This is a genomic window from Peribacillus sp. NPDC006672 (genome assembly GCF_050274955.1).
GTDB lineage: Bacteria > Bacillota > Bacilli > Bacillales > DSM-1321 > Peribacillus.
The window spans coordinates 28,432-42,230 of the sequence record NZ_JBNNOR010000022.1 but is presented as its reverse complement, the minus strand read 5'-3'; the positions used below and the strand labels follow the sequence as shown (position 1 = coordinate 42,230).

At 39.9% G+C, this 13,799-nt stretch carries 18 protein-coding genes; 14 read left to right on the top strand and 4 right to left on the bottom strand.

Going from position 1 to position 13,799, the window contains the following annotated elements:
* The first annotated feature begins 178 nt into the window (after positions 1-178).
* Entirely contained in the window at positions 179-601 is a 423-nt protein-coding gene (locus tag ACQKKK_RS23475) for a UPF0715 family protein (protein WP_427619516.1), read from the top strand.
* A gap of 30 nt (positions 602-631) precedes the next feature.
* On the opposite strand, the gene ACQKKK_RS23470 is transcribed toward ACQKKK_RS23475, so the two are convergent.
* Entirely contained in the window at positions 632-1,312 is a 681-nt protein-coding gene (locus ACQKKK_RS23470) for a copper homeostasis protein CutC (RefSeq protein ID WP_427619514.1), read from the bottom strand.
* A gap of 242 nt (positions 1,313-1,554) precedes the next feature.
* On the opposite strand from ACQKKK_RS23470, the gene ACQKKK_RS23465 reads away from it, so the two are divergent.
* The 4 genes from ACQKKK_RS23465 to ACQKKK_RS23450 all read left to right on the top strand — a co-directional run bounded on the left by ACQKKK_RS23465 (position 1,555) and on the right by ACQKKK_RS23450 (position 3,849).
* Positions 1,555-1,821 carry a transporter suffix domain-containing protein gene (locus ACQKKK_RS23465; protein ID WP_427619512.1) on the top strand — a complete coding sequence of 89 codons (267 nt, stop codon included), beginning with the start codon at positions 1,555-1,557 and terminating at the stop codon, positions 1,819-1,821.
* Between the two features lie 41 nt (positions 1,822-1,862).
* Positions 1,863-2,489 (top strand): NUDIX hydrolase, encoded by a 627-nt coding sequence (locus ACQKKK_RS23460; protein WP_427619510.1) that lies wholly within the window; start codon positions 1,863-1,865, stop codon positions 2,487-2,489.
* Positions 2,490-2,856: 367 nt separating this feature from the next.
* Positions 2,857-3,318 (top strand): DUF2690 domain-containing protein, encoded by a 462-nt coding sequence (locus ACQKKK_RS23455; protein ID WP_427619508.1) that lies wholly within the window; start codon positions 2,857-2,859, stop codon positions 3,316-3,318.
* A gap of 90 nt (positions 3,319-3,408) precedes the next feature.
* Positions 3,409-3,849, top strand: a complete 441-nt coding sequence (locus ACQKKK_RS23450; RefSeq protein ID WP_427619546.1) for a DUF2690 domain-containing protein — start codon at positions 3,409-3,411, stop codon at positions 3,847-3,849.
* A gap of 91 nt (positions 3,850-3,940) precedes the next feature.
* Here the strand turns inward: ACQKKK_RS23450 and ACQKKK_RS23445 are convergent, their stop codons facing one another.
* Both ACQKKK_RS23445 and ACQKKK_RS23440 read right to left on the bottom strand, forming a co-directional pair.
* Positions 3,941-4,471: a methylated-DNA--[protein]-cysteine S-methyltransferase gene (locus ACQKKK_RS23445; RefSeq protein ID WP_427619506.1), complete on the bottom strand. Its 531-nt coding sequence runs from the start codon at positions 4,469-4,471 to the stop codon at positions 3,941-3,943.
* On the bottom strand, positions 4,458-5,057 hold the full coding sequence (locus ACQKKK_RS23440; protein WP_427619504.1) for a bifunctional transcriptional activator/DNA repair enzyme AdaA: 600 nt from the start codon (positions 5,055-5,057) through the stop codon (positions 4,458-4,460). The genes ACQKKK_RS23445 and ACQKKK_RS23440 overlap by 14 nt, the downstream gene beginning before the upstream one ends.
* Before the next feature lie 183 nt (positions 5,058-5,240).
* Between ACQKKK_RS23440 and ACQKKK_RS23435 the strand changes: the two genes are divergently transcribed.
* The gene (locus ACQKKK_RS23435; RefSeq protein ID WP_427619502.1) at positions 5,241-6,167 is read left to right on the top strand and encodes a DNA-3-methyladenine glycosylase family protein; all 927 of its coding nucleotides are present in this window, start codon (positions 5,241-5,243) and stop codon (positions 6,165-6,167) included.
* 176 nt (positions 6,168-6,343) lie between these two features.
* Positions 6,344-6,763: a collagen-like protein gene (locus tag ACQKKK_RS23430; RefSeq protein WP_427619500.1), complete on the top strand. Its 420-nt coding sequence runs from the start codon at positions 6,344-6,346 to the stop codon at positions 6,761-6,763.
* Between the two features lie 33 nt (positions 6,764-6,796).
* On the opposite strand, the gene ACQKKK_RS23425 is transcribed toward ACQKKK_RS23430, so the two are convergent.
* A complete protein-coding gene (locus tag ACQKKK_RS23425; RefSeq protein WP_427619498.1) occupies positions 6,797-7,162 on the bottom strand; it encodes a hypothetical protein in 366 nt (121 codons plus the stop codon).
* A gap of 188 nt (positions 7,163-7,350) precedes the next feature.
* On the opposite strand from ACQKKK_RS23425, the gene ACQKKK_RS23420 reads away from it, so the two are divergent.
* The 7 genes from ACQKKK_RS23420 (at position 7,351) to ACQKKK_RS23390 (ending at position 13,799) form a co-directional block, all read left to right on the top strand.
* Positions 7,351-8,928, top strand: coding sequence for an ATP-binding protein (locus ACQKKK_RS23420; RefSeq protein WP_427619496.1), 1,578 nt, complete (start codon positions 7,351-7,353; stop codon positions 8,926-8,928).
* A gap of 11 nt (positions 8,929-8,939) precedes the next feature.
* Positions 8,940-9,629 (top strand): response regulator, encoded by a 690-nt coding sequence (locus ACQKKK_RS23415; RefSeq protein ID WP_427619494.1) that lies wholly within the window; start codon positions 8,940-8,942, stop codon positions 9,627-9,629.
* 146 nt (positions 9,630-9,775) lie between these two features.
* Complete coding sequence (locus ACQKKK_RS23410) at positions 9,776-10,657, top strand: helix-turn-helix transcriptional regulator (protein ID WP_427619492.1); 882 nt, start codon at positions 9,776-9,778, stop codon at positions 10,655-10,657.
* Positions 10,658-10,912: 255 nt separating this feature from the next.
* A complete protein-coding gene (locus ACQKKK_RS23405; protein ID WP_427619490.1) occupies positions 10,913-12,205 on the top strand; it encodes a CitMHS family transporter in 1,293 nt (430 codons plus the stop codon).
* Between the two features lie 407 nt (positions 12,206-12,612).
* A complete protein-coding gene (locus tag ACQKKK_RS23400; protein ID WP_427619488.1) occupies positions 12,613-12,813 on the top strand; it encodes a hypothetical protein in 201 nt (66 codons plus the stop codon).
* 188 nt (positions 12,814-13,001) lie between these two features.
* Positions 13,002-13,256 carry a hypothetical protein gene (locus ACQKKK_RS23395; RefSeq protein ID WP_427619486.1) on the top strand — a complete coding sequence of 85 codons (255 nt, stop codon included), beginning with the start codon at positions 13,002-13,004 and terminating at the stop codon, positions 13,254-13,256.
* A gap of 138 nt (positions 13,257-13,394) precedes the next feature.
* On the top strand, positions 13,395-13,799 hold the full coding sequence (locus ACQKKK_RS23390) for a DoxX family protein (RefSeq protein ID WP_427619485.1): 405 nt from the start codon (positions 13,395-13,397) through the stop codon (positions 13,797-13,799).

The following is a 13,799-nucleotide window of genomic DNA, read 5'->3' as shown; positions in this document are numbered from 1 at the left end:
AACGGCAATGGCGACTTTTACCCACCAGGGTAAGAATCGATTGGAAATGACTATTAAAAAGATAATGGCCAGAAAAACGAATAATTCGATTTATAGCTCCAAAATAAAAACACCTCCATTTTATATAGTATAATGATTATGTAAAAATTTCCATTATATTATAGAGGTGTTTGTTAAAATGGAACTTTGGAAAATGAGTCAAAAGGTATCGGATCTAAGCGATGTGATTCCTTATTATTTTTTTAGTCTAGTCTCATCCTCTCTATCGCTTTCCACGGGAATGGTTATTTTTAGCTGGGGTTCCTGGGGAGTGTTTGGCTTTATCATGTTTTCCTTTTATATCGTTATCCCTTATTTATTATTTGCTGTTCCGGTACAGGTCCTTTTCAATAAACATCCTAAAAAATTCAGTTTACTTTATTTTTGTCTTTATATTTTTTTCTCTTTGCTGGCTGTATTCATTTATAGTTCGGTGCTTAATTTTGACATCAGTATGGAAGTTTTAACGACAAAGAATTACTATGCAATAAGCCTTTCTGCGGCCTTGATTTTTTGGTTTTGGGACTCGGTCTTTTTACAAAAAAAGAGATCTGCATCATAAAAGGGACCAAAGGAAGGTCCCTTTCCGACATTATTTCAATAGCATGTTCACGATTTCTTTAGCTTTTTCCAATTGAATTCCTTCAATAATACTGTTATTTTTTCGAACAGCCGTACCGAAATGATAGTGACCGGTATGCAATTCGGAATGGATAGCAAGGATATTATCCTTATTTAAGCCGCTTCCCACCAGTATCGCTATGCCGCCGCAGACTTTTTTCATTTGTTGAATCGTTTTCATGCGGCTGGGCAAATCCCCATGTCCACCTGACGTCAATATCGTTGTGATTTCTGGATATTGTGCTAGCATTTCAGCTGAAAGAACTGGGTCGTGTGTGTCATCGATGGCTCGGTGGAATGTAATCTCCAAACCTTCACATACCGTCAATAGTTCTTCGAGATATGGTCGATTGATTTCATTTTTTTCATTTAATGTACCCAATACAACCCCGTTCGCTCCGAGTGAACGAATGATTTGGATATCTTTTTTCATGATTTCCAAATCGTTTTGAGAATAACAAAACGACTGGCTATGAGGCCTTACCATCACGTTGACTGGTATCTTTACTGAATTGACGACAGCTTCTATCAGGGCGTGGCTGGGAGTTAATCCCCCCTCGGCTAAAGAACTGACAAGCTCGATTCGGTCTGCTCCCGATTTCTCGATTAAAATGGCATCTTCTATCGTTGTGGCAATGAATTCAATATACATTGGATTTTCCTTTCCTGCATGCAAGTGTTATATGATTATTAAATCCATTAAGAATCGTAAAGTCAAATACCTGCTCCGGTTTTCCCTAGCTTTCCTCAACTGATATTTCTTTATATCTCATATTATGAAACGAAATGAACATTCAAACGTATAAAAAAAGAATATATTCAACATGGTGGATTTGAAAGTGTATGTTTGGACGGAGTAATTAAATGAAAATCAGCATGACGGAGGTTATTTAATTGGATAACGAAAGTAAGGAAATAAAGAAATCGAGGTTTTACAAAGTAGGGATGGGATTCCTGATCATTTCCCTTCTCACTTGGATCATTCCTGTAATAGCTCCTTTTACGCCTGTTTCGACTGGTGTTAAAGCGGGAGTCATAACAGGTGCTATCGTCTTTGCGGAAGTCATGTTTTGGGCAGGCGCGCTTTTGGTTGGGAAAGAGGTGGCTGCTAAATATAAAGGTTATTTAAACCCGAAAAATTGGAAAAAAGAAAAAGGGTGAAGCAGCAGTTTTTTATATAAAAGGGCTAGGAGTGAAGCTCCATGGAAACTGAGTTGTTGAAAGTATTCGATTCCAATCGCATTCAAATCGGCGTGGCTCCGCGGGAGGAAGTACATAGATTGGGACATTGGCATGAGGTTTTCCATTGCTGGTTCGCAAGTTCGGAAGCGGGCGTGGATTACTTATATCTTCAGCACCGTTGTGCGATGAAAAAAGATTATCCGAATCTATTGGATATAACGGCTGCCGGTCATTTACTGGCTCATGAATCGGTATACGACGGAGTCAGGGAGATTAAAGAAGAAATAGGCATTGACGTTTCCTTTGACGAGTTGGTTCCATTAGGGATTATTGAATACCATCAAACGAAAGAAGATTTCATCGACAAGGAACTGGCAAACGTCTTTCTTTATGAAAGTGCACATTGCTTCGATGATTTCACCCTGCAGCCAGAAGAGGTTTCCGGGATGGTGAAGGTTGTACTGAATGACTTCGAAGAGCTTTGGACCGAAGCGAAGGACAAAGTGAATATTAAGGGATTCGAAATGGATCAAGAAGGCCGTAGGATGATGATCGATCGATTTGTTGGACGAGATGAGTTCGTGCCGCATGATCTTTCCTATTATGATAGCATCATTAGATTGATCAGAGAAAACCTTGCTAAATGAAATAAAGCCCCGACAAAACGATTCGAGTTTTGTTTGGGCTTTTCTCTTTTAAAAAAACATTAAGTACATCGACCTGTGTCTTTTCCCATTCAACTTTAGCCTATTGGCTCGTTTTGTCTCAACGCGACATTCATATGTCCTTAGTTGTTCCCGTATTTGTCCTGAATTGCTCATAGGCATAATGACTTTGTCTCTGTGATGATTCAGTTGATAAAGCGAGACATACCAGACTGTAATAGTGATGGCAGGCTGCAAGTTAAAGGAGGTTTCTGGATTTTCATGAACTAGGGAATTTATCACTTGTAAGAAAATTACAAAAATGTAAGATGAACAGTGTATAAATTTTGTTAAGGGGATGAGTGAAATAATGAAAAAAATGGTTTTATGTATTTCATTTTTTGTAGCTTTTTTAGTCCTTTTTGGCTCCCTTGATTCTTTTGCCAGCAAAGCATCAGCAGAAACACACACCTATGATGGAAAAAGTCCTTACTATAACAATTGTGCGGACAGTGCAGTAACGAAGAAGAATGTGAAAATTAATTTAAACGGTGCTTCTGCAAATTTAGAGTTGAAATTCAGTACAACTTGCAAAACAGCTTGGGCAAAGATCACTCTAAGCAGACCGGCTAAATCTGATGGTGAGGCAACGGCATTAGTTGTCCGAAACACGGATAATAAACAATATAGTTGTGCATCTCCAGGAGGAAATGGTGTTATTAATAAAGGTCAAACGACATGCTATACACCTATGGTATATGATTTAGATCCGCGAAAAGCTCAAGCAGTTGGATACTGGCCATATACGGCAGGCGAAACTGGCTGGTATTAATCATAAAGCAAAATCCTTCATCTACTTTTATGCAAAGAAAGGATGAATGACTTGAATAATAAGCTGAAAATGATAGGTTTATCGATGGTGATGACCTTGACTATGTTCATTGTCGAGTTTTTTGGATTTGGGAATAATCTAGCAATAGCAGAAACACATACTTATGATGGAAAAAGCCCTAACTATAATAGTTGTGCAAGTTCGGCGGTAACGAAGGATAAAAAATGGATCGATTCCAATTCGTACGTAGAATTGAAATTCAGCACTGTCTGTAAAACCGCTTGGGCAAAAGTGACCGTAACACGTTCCGCCGTATACAACCATGAAGCGGATGCCAGGATCGTCCGAAGTACTGATGGTAAAGCCTATACATGCGCCAGTTCCGGGGGCAATGGTGTTGTGAATATAGGGCAGACCTCGTGTTATACACCAATGGTATATGGTTTGGACCCGCGCAAAGCACAGGCCCAAGGGATACATGCGATTCCTAATAGTGATGCATATAATAAAGCGGTGACCATTTGGTACTAGAAGTAGCGAAAAAGAAAAGCGTATAAAGCAGTTTACAAGCATCCGCAAGATTGGATGCTTTTTTTGCGGTCCGGTTGAACTCACGCCTTATTCATTCATTACCGCTTTTTTGTGCTTCCAATTCAAGTAGATATTGTTTCATCTCCGTACCTCCTCGGTAACCGGTAATGGCCCCGTTTTTTCCGATTACCCGATGACACGGCACCGTAATCAGAACAGGATTGGCACCAATGGCCGTTCCGACCGCCCGAACAGCGGAAGGTCTTTGGATGACTTGGGCAATGTCGGAATAGGAACAGGTTTTGCCATAGGGTATTTGATTCAGCGCTGCCCAAATTTCTTGTTGAAAGGGCGTACCTTTTACATCTGCTGGAATAGAGAAAGTCTGCCTGGTTCCTTCGAAATATTCTAGGAGTTCTTTTAGATAGGGATTTAATGCTTCTTCATTTTCAACAAGACTTGCCATTGGAAAGCGTTTTTGTATCCAAGTTTTCAGTTCTTCATACGATTGACCAGGAGAGCCTACATAACAAAGTCCCTTGTCAGACTTGGCTACATATAATTGCCACTTATCGTATTTTAAAATGGCCCAATCTATTGTTTGTTCTTTAACATTCATCATGTTGCACACGCTCCTTATTCAAGTTTTGATGGTAAACTTTGCGATACCCTGAAGGTGTTTTACCCATCTTCCTTTTGAATAGCGTCAGGAAATAGGGTGTACTTGAGAACCCGACAGCCAAGCCTATTTCAGTTATAGGGTGTTCGGAGCTTTCAAGGAGCCTGCATGCTTGTTCAAGGCGAAGCCGTTGAATGTATTCAGTGGGCGATATCCCTTTTACACGCTTGAATGATCGTTGTAAATGATAGGGGCTGCCGTGGGAAATATCCGCCAATCTGTTCAATGTGAGGGGTTCTCTAAAATGTATGTCGATCCATTCGGCTATTTGTTCAACCCATTCTTTTGTCGGCAAATTCAGTCCGTCCGGTTTACATCGTTTACAAGGGCGGAAATCTTCATCCAAAGCCATCATGGCGTTTTTGAAAATCTTCACGTTTTCCTTATTAGGCACCCTGGATTTACAGGAAGGCCTGCAAAAAATGCCTGTCGTTTTTACCCCATATAAAAAATGATCATCATACGCTGCATTACACTCTATAATAGCTTTCCAGTAATCATAAGGAATGTCTGTTTTTTTCAAATTCATCACATTCACCTCTCCATTTAGTATACAAGAAAGTATTGATAGACAAACATTTCGATAATATAAAAGCAAGATAACGTAATTCATTGATAGTGTTGTTCTGTTAAAATAAGGGAGCGGATTTTGAAGGAAAGAGCAAGATTAAGTACCCATTTTTCATTAGAATAAAGCTAAAGGAGGAGTAGAATGAAAGAGACATTATCAATGGATGAAGGCATGATTGAATTGAGAATACATGCACCAAAAGAGTTTAGTTTTTCGGAAAACCTTAAATACTTATCAAGATCCTCCAATGAATGTCTGTTCGATATTGTTGATCAAAAAATTTATCGTGCACTTGTTGTCGAAAATGAGACACTTTTAGTAGAAATCAGTGCGATGAATGAAACCGAGCTGATCATTCGATTTCCAGGGCGAACTGCACCGATGGATAATCACGTAAAGGATGCTGTTTCCCAATATATTCGTCACTGGTTCGATCTTGAGACGAATCTTCTTCCTTTTTATGAGCTGGCCCAAAATGACCCTTTATTGCAAAATCCGGTAAGCCAATTCTTCGGTTTAAGAAATATGGGCATCCCTGATTTATTTGAAGCGATTGCCTGGGGAATACTTGGACAGCAGATTAACTTGACCTATGCCTATACCTTGAAACGGAGGCTTGTTGAGGGATTTGGTGAATTTGTTGAATTTGAAGGAAAGCAATATTGGCTGTTTCCGACACCTGATGTGATCGCGAAAATGACGGTCGAAGATTTTGCCGATTTGAGGATGACGGTGAAGAAGTGTGAATATTTAATAGGTGTTGCACAACTGATTGCAGAAGGGGAACTAACAAAAGAAAAGCTGTTGAATGCAAAGGATGTAAAAGAGGCTGAAAAAATGCTGACCAAAATACGGGGAATCGGTCCGTGGACAGCGAACTATGTCTTGATGCGCTGTTTGCGTTTTCCCGCAGCCTTTCCCATCGATGACGTCGGGCTGCATAATTCCATGAAACTGGTCATGGAAACGGAAGCAAAACCAACGAAAGCAGAAATCCTGAAACTATCGGAAGCGTGGGCCGATTGGGAATCCTATGCGACATTCTATTTATGGAGATTGCTATATTGAATTAGTATATATTTCAACTTCGGAGATAAAACTGCAGATTTCGTCGATATATTTCAATTTTCGAAGATAAAACTGTAGGTTTCGTCGATATATTTCGATTTTCGGAGATAAAGTTGCATCTCCAGCCCAAACATCTTTAGTCCATATAACATACAATCATATAGAGGTGAATGACCATGTATATGTACCCAACGTATCCTTATGAAGATCAAGCCTTTCTTGAACGACAGATTCCTGGTTTATCCGGCTTTCCGGGCATCCCTGGATCACCAGGCTTTCCAGGCCAACCTGGCTTTCCCGGTGCGCCTCAATTCCCAGGGCAGCCAGGACCCCCGCCGGGTTCGCAAGCACCAACGGCTCCCCCGCCAAGCTTTATCCCTCAACAACAATCGGCTTCACCATTTGCTGTAGATCCAGGGGCCATTTCGTTTTGTCTGTTTAGGAATACTTTTATATGGCTAAATAATGGTGCGAGTTTCTGGTATTATCCCATTTTTGTCGGTCCGCGATCTGTTGCAGGCTTCAGATGGAACGGCAGGTTCTGGACGATTTTTGGCATTGATACAAGACAAATCAATTCTTTTACCTGTTTTTGAAAATGCTCAAAGGAGATGTTTCCTTTGAGCATTTTAGGTTTCAGGCTGTTTTGCTTTCTTCCAGTATGAAAAGATATGGTAACAAGACAGAATCAGGACTATCCAAAAAAAGACATCATTAAAGGAAATGCCTATCGTTGATCGTCCCCCTAAAGCGGTCAACACTCCCACTAGGGAAAGGAGATACAAGGTGTAAAACAACTGCTCCTTGATCCTCGCATCGTGATCGGTGTGACTATCTTTCTTAAATAGGACACTGAAAAATAAACCGATCATAACCCAAAGAAGTACCTCTGGTGAAACGATATCAGAAAGAAAAAAGACTGGAAAAAAATCATAAATAAGCAAAAGGGTAATGATGATCATATAAATCATTTGAAAAGGATTCAAGAAATTCATTTCGCCCTCCATTTTTTGTTAAATTATACCTTGTTTTGTTACTTAAATCCTTTCATTTTTAAATATGGTGAAATAAACGCCAACAACGGTTAGTAATCACAATGTTCAATATTTAATTGAAATGGTAAAATCATTATATTCCTATAAAATTTAAAAAGTGGAAATGAAAATAGAGGATGCTGTTAAATATGAGGAAAGTATCGCTAGAAACCAAGATTCTTGGGTTAGTCTTATCGTTGAGCCTGTTTTTGATACTCTTATTGACGACTTCTTTTTCCTATATGGAAGGAAGGCAAATAGCGAAGGATAAAGGTCAATTGGCTTTGGAACTTTCAAAGACGATTAGTTTCATGCCTACGGTTACAGAGGCCTTTAAGACGGATGATCCCGCCGGCACAATCCAGCCGATTGTCGAAAAGATTCGCAGGGAAACGGGGGCTGAGTTCATCGTTGTCGGGAATAAAGAGGGCATTCGCTATTCCCATCCGCTGACTTCCGAAATTGGGAAGCGGATGGAAGGCGGAGATAATAGCAGGGCCATTCGGGATGGTGAATATTATGTTTCCGAAGCTGCAGGATCACTTGGTCTTTCCATTCGGGGAAAGTCACCCGTATTCAATGAGGATGGAAAAATAATTGGGATTGTCTCGGTCGGTTTTTTAGTGGAAGATGTCCGTGCCCAGATTTTCAAGGATTTGTCCAAAGAAATGATTGTATCTTTAGTGGCCATCATGATATCGATCATTGGCAGTTATATGCTTGCAAGGAGCATACGTAAAGATACATTGGGGCTTGAACCATTTGAAATCGCCAATTTATATAAAGAAAAAAATGCAGTACTTCAATCGGTGAAAGAAGGGATTCTGGCCATTGACCATAAAGGGTTGATTACATCGATGAATCAGCCGGCGAAAAAATTGCTGGATATTAAAGAGTCCGTACGCCATTTGAACGTGGATGGCCTATTTCCTTCGAAATATTTATTCGAGGTGTTGAAGTCCGGTCAACCGCAAATGGATAAGGAAATTTCATGGAAAGACAAATCCGTTATTGTGAATTGTACGCCAATTTTCGATAATGAACGGGTAAGCGGTGTTGTCGCTTCGTTCCGTGATCGAACGGAAATTGAGGAAATGGTCAACACATTATCGGAAGTGAAAATGCATTCAGAGGATTTAAGGGCTCAAACCCATGAGTTTACCAATAAACTATATGTTCTATCAGGATTGATACAATTAGGGGAATATGATGAAGCAATAGATATGATTCAAAGCGAAACCTCCGAATTGCATTCCCTGAACCGTGTAGTGTTCGAACAGATAAAGGATACAAAGGTACAAGCCCTGTTGCTTGGTAAGATAGGGAAAGCATCGGAAAAGAAGATAATCTTTGAAATAGACTCACAAAGTTACCTAGAGAAACTTCCGGGTCATATAAAATTGTCACAACTAACATTGATTCTGGGAAACATTATCGATAATGCACTTGAAGCGGTTTCAGGAATGGATGAGCCACTTGTGAAATTTTTCGCCACCGATATCGGAAATGATATGGTATTTGAAGTGAGTGATAACGGAAAAGGAATCCCGGAGGATGCTATCGCCCATATTTTCAATCGGGGTTTCACATCGAAAAACAATGGAAGTCCGAGTGGTTATGGACTTTCAAATGCTGATCGTGTCGTGAAAGAGCTTGGCGGCATTATCGAAGTTCAAAGCGAAGGTGAAAACACCATATTCACCGTGTATCTTCCTAAAGAACAGTGAGGAGGGAAAGAATGCTGAAGATAAGAGCAGTCATCGCAGAAGATGATTTTCGAGTAGCGGATATCCATGAAAAATTCTTGAAGAACTTTGATGAAATAGAAGTGGTCGGAAAAGCTGTCAATGCAAAAAAGACGCTTCGGATTTTGGAACAAAAAAGCCCTGATTTGCTTTTGCTTGATGTATATATGCCAGATCAGCTTGGTACAGACCTTCTTCCGGATATAAGGCGGAAATTCCCGAATGTGGATATTATCATGATTACCGCGGCAACGGATAAAGAACAACTTGAAAAGTCGCTTCACTACGGAGTAGAGAATTATTTAATTAAACCAGTGGAAATGAAGCGCTTCAACCAAGTTATCGAAGAGTTTCTTAAGAAAGCCCACTTGATGAAATCCAAACAAGAAATAGACCAGGATTTTGTTGATCTCATTTTGAAAAATGGATCTGCCGCTGCGGAACCGAACGATGGGCCCGCTTTACCGAAAGGGGTCGACGAAATCACTTTGACGAAAGTGATCGAGGTACTTGAAGCAAGCGAGATCGGTTTATCGGCTGAGCAAGTGAGCGCACAGATCGGCGCTTCCAGGACAACCGCGAGACGCTATCTGGAATACTTGATATCAGTAAAGAAATGTAAAGCAGAAGTCGTATACGGGGTAGTGGGAAGACCTGAGCGAAGATATTATAAAATTCAATAGAGTTTTTGGAAAGAATTAAGTGAAACATCTTCATTATTGGAGGTGTTTTTTTTATGTATGCATGGTTTGAAAGATTTCGAAAAAAGCAATATATGTCAAAAAAACAATATTTTAATCTGTTATCTTATTCTTAAGGAGGTTCGGAAATGAGATACAGTCCCATCATTCAAAAAACGATTGAATATATAGAAAATAGCTTACAAGACGAATTGTCCTTGGAGTACATCGCACGATTCGCAGGTTTTTCGAAATTTCACTATCATCGTATTTTTCACAAGGAGGTTGGCGTGACCGTATCAGAATATATTCGATATCGAAGGATCGCCAATGCCGCTAACATGTTGCTTTATACAGATGAAAAAATAATCGACATTGCTTTTTATTACCGCTTTGAAACACAAGAATCCTTTACTCGTTCATTTAAGAAATATTATAAACTGCCGCCAGGGCAATATCGGAAACTCGTAAGTAAACTAACCTTGCAAAAGGAGGAAATGACGATGAAAAACGAACAATTATTAAAAGGATGGAATTTAAGCGGGAGCCATCCATTCAATTATAAAATGGGAATTGACCGGGAGATATTCCATAAAGGCCAGGCATCAGGTTTCCTGAAATCCGTCACTACGGAATCCAAGGAGGAATTTGCAACGATGATGCAACAATTCAAGGCGGAAAATTACCTTGGTAAAAGAATGAAACTGTCAGGTTTTTTAAAATCAAAAGATGTTGATGGATTTTGTGGTTTATGGATGAGGGTGGATAATGCCCTTCATGATGTTTTGCAATTCGACAATATGGGGAATCGGCCCATCGTTAACGATACGGAATGGAACCATTATTATATTGTCTTGGATGTGCCCGAAAACAGTGCCATCATTTCATTCGGGGTCCTTCTTTCAGGGCGTGGAAAAGTATGGATCGATGAACTGGAATTCGATGAAGTCAGTATAGATACACCAACGACCAATATAGATTACGGCTGTGACCTCTTGGATGGGCCGGCAAATTTATCATTTGAAGAATAAATACGGTAGTTCGTTTAGCATGCCTTTTCCAGCAATAAAGATACAGTGACTGTTTGCTTAATCATCGTATCATTTCCATAATGAACCCGCCATTCAACCCGGGGAATGGCGTTCGGTTCAGCTCTAAAAATTGCTTCCGTGAACACAATGAACACAATTAACTAAATAGTTTTAAAACACAATAAATTGAAAACGCTTACAGGTTAAGCGTTTTCATATACAATTTATTTTATTAGAAGATGAGGAGTGATAGATATGCTCGCTTTATTAGGATACCTGATGATAGTAGTGTTTATGATTTTAATTATGACAGGGCGACTTTCAGCCATGATAGCTTTGATTGCAGTACCAAGTGCCTTCGCACTTATTGGCGGATTTGGCGGTGAAATGGGTGAGATGGCGTTGGAAGGGATCAAAGGTGTAGCGCCAACTGGGATCATGATTTTATTTGCGATTCTTTTCTTTGGCATTTTGATCGATGCCGGCGTTTTTGATCCAATCATCAATACGATCCTTAAGCTTGTAAAAGGAGATCCAATGAAAATTGCCATCGGCACGGCCGTCCTGGCCTTGCTCATTTCCTTGGATGGAGATGGTACGACTACATATATGATAACGATTTCTGCCATGCTTCCGCTATATAAACGGATTGGAATGAGACCGCTTGTATTGGCCGGTATTGCCGTGTCTTCATCTGGAGTCATGAACCTTCTTCCTTGGGGAGGCCCTACAGCACGGGTGATGACCGCTTTGAAACTTGAAATGTCCGATGTTTTCACCCCTGTCATTCCTGCGATGATTGGCGGAGTCCTATTCGTCCTTTTCATGGCATATTGCCTGGGTAAAAAAGAAAGAAAGAGAATTGGGATCATTGAGGTCGATTATCATGTTGTTGCACAGCATGCAGCAGCAACGGAAGATGCTTATATTAAGCGTCCAAAATTGATTATATTCAATTACGCATTAACTCTTACCTTGCTGGTGGCGTTGATAATGGAACTTATGCCTTCAGCGGTTCTGTTCATGATAGGTTTTGCCATTGCCATTACGGTTAATTATCCGAAACTCAGTGATCAAAAAGAACGTGTGGCAAACTATGCGGACAATGCTTTATCTGTCGTTTCGATGATTTTTGCGGCAGGTGTCTTTACTGGAATCCTTTCCGGTACGGAAATGGTGGACGCCATGGCAAACTCTTTGATTCAGCACATTCCAGATCAAATGGGTGCACATTTTGCCGTCATTACAGCCATCATCTCAGCACCTTTCACGTTCTTCATGTCTAATGACGCATTTTATTATGGAGTACTCCCATTACTTGCTAAAGCGGGAGCTGCTTATGGAATTGACCCTGCTTTGATTGGTAGAGCTTCTCTTTTAGGATTGCCTGTTCATCTATTAAGCCCGCTTGTTCCATCTACCTATCTATTGATTGGAATGGTAGGGGAAGATTTCGGGGCATTGCAGCGCACTTTCCTGAAATGGGCATGCGGATCGACGCTTGTCATGATAGTGGTAGCTGTCCTATTGGGAATCATCCCACTATAAGAAATATCATATCCCAATTTTGAGAAGAGTCCCGTTCGTAAAGATGCGAACGGGACTCTTCTCTTTTATCTTCAATAAACATCATGGGCTGTATAAATTGGAAAAATGAGATACATTATGTTTGTCTTCCCTTTCGTAACAAAGTTAGCTTTTTCTTTTATTGAATGCGGAAGGTATGTACCTTAAGAGTAATGAAACGATATTAATAATGAAGGGAAGAGAGCAAAATGGCTCACTTTAATATAAAGGTTGATGTTCAAAAGTATGAAAGGGGCTATTTTATATTAAGAATATAACACTTGCTTGATTTGAGGGATTTACACAAGGGAATTAGGGCAGTAAATCGAAAGTTTGGTCCATTTACTCAAGATTAAGGGCTATTACACGAGATTTTAGAGCTGTTACTCATGACTTTGCCGGATATACCATTGAGTTTGGCGTATTTACTCGTGAGTTTGGCGCAAATACTCGTGAAATTGGCGTATTTACTCGTGAAATTGGCGCAAATACTCGTGAATTTAGCGTATTTACTCGTGAATTTGGCGCATTTACTCGTGAATTTAGCGCAAATACTCGTGAGTTTGGCGCAAATACTCGTAAATGCGTAAATAATCTCGAGTTCGGTGCATGTACATAGAATGATGGTTAAACATCAGATAGGTGGTTACCTGGTTCATTATGATAGTAAAGCTGGAATATAAATCGTGATAAATTCGATTTGCAGCAATCAATAAAAATAGTTGAGGTTATGGAGGAAATATATCATGTTCATAAATTTTAAATCGATTTTTATTTTATGTCTATCATTCTTGTTTTTGGCTGCTTGCTCCACATTGACAGCCTGGTTCCCAATAAAGAAGAAATCCTGGAACGGATATTTCAGACGAACCCTGACGCAACCGTCGCAATACGGTCAGTGGAAGGCATTCATCAATTATTATATGAGCCCATTGATGCGACAAAGTTCCGCAAAGTGGTATGTGAAGAAGTAGGAAGAACCATTGCGGATTCTTTCATCATCAATTCAACCATTTATTACACATTGAAATAGTGACACCATGGAACGAGTTGCTTAGGCAATTCGTTTTTATTTAGGGAAAAAAGATATTCTTATAAACTTACTTGACATTACAAACTTATTAAAATATAATCACTTACATAAAGTAACCAAAAAAAGGAGAATTCATACATGAATAAAAATGAAGCAGGTCAAGTTTTTTTACGGGTAATCTTAGGTCTTACTTTTTTCATTCACGGCGTTTCAAAATTCCAAGGGGGCATAGGAAACACGGCGGGATTTTTTGATAGCCTTGGTATTCCTGGGTTCATGGCTTACATCGTTGCAAGTATCGAATTGATCGGAGGACTTGCGGTTATACTGGGTTTGGGAACAGGAATCGTTTCCGTGCTGTTTGCGGTCATTATGGCGGGGGCGATTTTCACGGCTAAATTACCTGCTGGTTTTCTTGGAAACGGGCAAGCGGCTGGCTACGAACTGGACTTGGCGCTACTAGCCATGTCTGTATATCTAGCGTGTGCAAACCGCACTGTTCTATCTTTGGATAACATGATTTTCAATAAAAAAGGGAAGTGA

Coding starts and splice junctions, on each gene's coding strand:
- ACQKKK_RS23475 (WP_427619516.1), top strand. CDS start 179: ATGGAACTTTGGAAAATGAGTCAAAAGGTATCGGATCTAAGCGATGTG.
- ACQKKK_RS23470 (WP_427619514.1), bottom strand. CDS start 1,312: ATGTATATTGAATTCATTGCCACAACGATAGAAGATGCCATTTTAATC.
- ACQKKK_RS23460 (WP_427619510.1), top strand. CDS start 1,863: ATGGAAACTGAGTTGTTGAAAGTATTCGATTCCAATCGCATTCAAATC.
- ACQKKK_RS23455 (WP_427619508.1), top strand. CDS start 2,857: ATGAAAAAAATGGTTTTATGTATTTCATTTTTTGTAGCTTTTTTAGTC.
- ACQKKK_RS23450 (WP_427619546.1), top strand. CDS start 3,409: ATGACCTTGACTATGTTCATTGTCGAGTTTTTTGGATTTGGGAATAAT.
- ACQKKK_RS23445 (WP_427619506.1), bottom strand. CDS start 4,471: ATGATGAATGTTAAAGAACAAACAATAGATTGGGCCATTTTAAAATAC.
- ACQKKK_RS23440 (WP_427619504.1), bottom strand. CDS start 5,057: ATGAATTTGAAAAAAACAGACATTCCTTATGATTACTGGAAAGCTATT.
- ACQKKK_RS23435 (WP_427619502.1), top strand. CDS start 5,241: ATGAAAGAGACATTATCAATGGATGAAGGCATGATTGAATTGAGAATA.
- ACQKKK_RS23430 (WP_427619500.1), top strand. CDS start 6,344: ATGTATATGTACCCAACGTATCCTTATGAAGATCAAGCCTTTCTTGAA.
- ACQKKK_RS23425 (WP_427619498.1), bottom strand. CDS start 7,162: ATGAATTTCTTGAATCCTTTTCAAATGATTTATATGATCATCATTACC.
- ACQKKK_RS23420 (WP_427619496.1), top strand. CDS start 7,351: ATGAGGAAAGTATCGCTAGAAACCAAGATTCTTGGGTTAGTCTTATCG.
- ACQKKK_RS23415 (WP_427619494.1), top strand. CDS start 8,940: ATGCTGAAGATAAGAGCAGTCATCGCAGAAGATGATTTTCGAGTAGCG.
- ACQKKK_RS23410 (WP_427619492.1), top strand. CDS start 9,776: ATGAGATACAGTCCCATCATTCAAAAAACGATTGAATATATAGAAAAT.
- ACQKKK_RS23405 (WP_427619490.1), top strand. CDS start 10,913: ATGCTCGCTTTATTAGGATACCTGATGATAGTAGTGTTTATGATTTTA.
- ACQKKK_RS23400 (WP_427619488.1), top strand. CDS start 12,613: ATGACTTTGCCGGATATACCATTGAGTTTGGCGTATTTACTCGTGAGT.
- ACQKKK_RS23395 (WP_427619486.1), top strand. CDS start 13,002: ATGTCTATCATTCTTGTTTTTGGCTGCTTGCTCCACATTGACAGCCTG.
- ACQKKK_RS23390 (WP_427619485.1), top strand. CDS start 13,395: ATGAATAAAAATGAAGCAGGTCAAGTTTTTTTACGGGTAATCTTAGGT.